This is a genomic window from Methylobacterium sp. Leaf118, assembly GCF_920984675.1.
GTDB lineage: Bacteria > Pseudomonadota > Alphaproteobacteria > Rhizobiales > Beijerinckiaceae > Methylobacterium.
The window spans coordinates 1-2,602 of record NZ_CAKLBV010000126.1 but is presented as its reverse complement, the minus strand read 5'-3'; the positions used below and the strand labels follow the sequence as shown (position 1 = coordinate 2,602).

Annotated in this window: 2 protein-coding genes and 1 pseudogene; all 3 read left to right on the top strand. The window is 68.5% G+C overall.

All coding sequences use genetic code 11. The features are described from left to right. Window positions 1-262 (top strand): annotated as a pseudogene (locus LW587_RS23790) (hypothetical protein); the annotation flags it as partial. 155 nt (window positions 263-417) lie between these two features. Continuing rightward, window positions 418-1,071 carry an ABC transporter ATP-binding protein gene (locus tag LW587_RS23785; RefSeq protein ID WP_232632042.1) on the top strand — a complete coding sequence of 218 codons (654 nt, stop codon included), beginning with the start codon at window positions 418-420 and terminating at the stop codon, window positions 1,069-1,071. 109 nt (window positions 1,072-1,180) lie between these two features. Continuing rightward, window positions 1,181-2,431: a capsule biosynthesis protein gene (locus tag LW587_RS23780; protein WP_232632041.1), complete on the top strand. Its 1,251-nt coding sequence runs from the start codon at window positions 1,181-1,183 to the stop codon at window positions 2,429-2,431. Window positions 2,432-2,602: the final 171 nt, after the last annotated feature.

Here is a 2,602-nt window from a genome sequence, read left to right as displayed (position 1 = left end):
CGCCGCGGCGGCGCCCGCGGACCCGGTCCGCCCGATCGTCGCGGCGGATGCGGAACCGCGGGAGCAGCTCCGCAGCCTGTTCGTGGCCGCCGTCCAGGCCGCCCCCGCCGCCTCGGCGCCCGTCCGTGTCGCTACGGCGCGACCGCGACGCGACGCCTTGCCGGCGGTCGAGGAGTTCTGGAGCCGGTCCGGCATGCCGGCCGTCAGCGCCTTCGTGGCCGGCCCTCGCTCGGTCGAGTCACCCGCCGCCCTGCGGCGCTGAGGCCGGGCCCGTCCGTTGCCCGGACCGGCCGGACCGGGGCCTATCCTCAGATTCGCCGCTTTTTCCGGGCTTCTCCCGGAACGACCGGACCGTGACCCGCGGACGCGACGGCGCGCGGCAGGCCGGCCTCCTTCGACCGGCGGGACTATCGAACCGTGATCCGCTTCGAGAACGTCAGCAAGATCTACTCCGTCTACGGCAAGCGGCGCACCATCCTCGATCGGGTGTCGTTCACCCTCAAGCCGGGCATCAGCTACGGCATCATGGGGATCAACGGCGCCGGCAAGTCGACGACGATGCGCCTCATCTCCGGGGTCGAGGAACCGACCCGCGGCCGCGTCTCCCGGCGCCTGCGGGTCTCCTGGCCGCTCGGTTTCTCGGGCGGGTTCAACGGGAAGATGAGCGGGCGCGACAACGTCATCTTCGTCGCCCGGATCTATGGCGAGGATCCGCGCCGGGTGCTGGAATTCGTGGAGGATTTCTCCGAACTCGGCAGCTACCTGCACATGCCGGTCTCCACCTACTCGTCCGGCATGGGCTCGCGGCTCGCCTTCGGCATGAGCATGGCGATCCCGTTCGACACCTATCTGATCGACGAGACCCTCTCGGTCGGCGACGCGCGCTTCCAGAAGCGCTGCCGGGAGGTGTTCGGGAAGCGGCGCGAAACGGCGGACGTGATCCTGATCTCCCACAGCATGGAGCAGATTCGCGATTACTGCAGCCAGGCCATCATCATCGTGAACGGACAGGCCGTGGTCTACGACAACGTCAACGAGGCCATCATGGCCTATCGCCGCCTGAACGGCTGAGGGCAGGCCCGCGGACGGGACACGGTTTCGCCGCGAGGCCACGCGAGACACCACGTTTCGAGGCAGGGTCGTCCCGCAGGCGACCGGTAGCCAACTTAACCGAGGGCGCATGACGACCGAGATCAGCAGCCCGACCGGCTCCGGCTTGACGACGGGCGATCGCTCCACCGCGGTCGCCGAGTCGCTCAAGCGCTTCGCCCGAATCGCGCGCCAGTCGGACCACCGCAAGGGCATCCGCGCCTACAAGACCCACGTCCGGCGCGATCCTTGGGTTCCGGCCCTGTTCGTGCTGCTCTTCGTGCTGCCGCTCACCCTGGTGGCCGGCTACCTGTATCTCGTCGCCTCCGACCGCTACGTGACGGAGGCCCGCTTCGCCTTGAGGCCGGCGCTGGGCAACGTCGACAAGGTCAACAGCGAGAAGACCGGCGACGACGACAGCCAGACCAATCCTCGGCAGATGATCATCCAAGACACGCTGATCACGATGAATTACATCGCCAGCCGTCAGATGGTCGAGACCCTGGAGCGTCAGCGGCCGGTCCGCGATCTGTTTACCCGCGAGTCGATCGATTACCTATCGCGGGCCAAGCCCGACGTGCCGATCGAGCGCTTCATGCGCTACTGGAACCATCGGATCGAGACCAAGCTCGACACCACCGCCGGCATCATCACCCTCACGGTGGCGGCCTTCGAGCCCGCCGAATCCTTCGATCTCGCCAAGGCGATCCTGGCCGAGAGCGAGCGGATGGTGAACGAACTCAGCATCAAGGCCCGCAACGCGGCGCTCACCGAGACGATCCGCGAGCTGGCGGTCGCCGAGGAGCGGATGCTCAAGACCCGGATCGCCGTGCGCGAGTTGCGCAATCGCGGCGGGGTGCTGGACGCGAAGGCGACCAACACGAGCAATCTCACGATGCTCGCGGCCCTGCGCAAGCAGCGCATCGATTTCTCGGTGCAGCTCGGCCTGGGCATGCGCGACCTCTCCGCGGACGCGCGTCCCATCCGGGATCTCAAAGCGCAGATCCGGGATCTCGACGACAATATCGAGAAGATCGAGCGCCAGACGGCGAGCTCCGATCCCAACGAACAGCGCATCCTGTCCGACCTGATGACGCAGTTCGAGGCCTACGAGAACCAGCGCAAGGACGCCGAGACCTACTACGCCAAGGTCCTGTCCGCCCACGAGGCGGCCCGCATCCTGGCGAGCCGGCAGGTCGAGTTCTTCACGCCCGTCGTCGAGCCGATCATGCCGCTCTCGTCGACCGAACCCCGGCGCGCCCTGTGGACCAGCATCACGGCGATCGTCGCCCTGCTGGTGTTCGGCCTCGCCGTCGTGATCCGCAAATACTCGTTCCAATAGCGGCCTGACCCGACCCTCCGGGTCGGGCCTCACGGCCCGGTCAGGCGATCGCCCCCGGGGGGCGCCGGGTCGACGGGGCGGCCTCGGGGTCCGCTGGCGTGCCCGGCTCGGGCGTGAGGGCCGGCTCCGGATCCGGGGACGGCGTGCCGGTCGCCGGCACGGCGCCCAGGG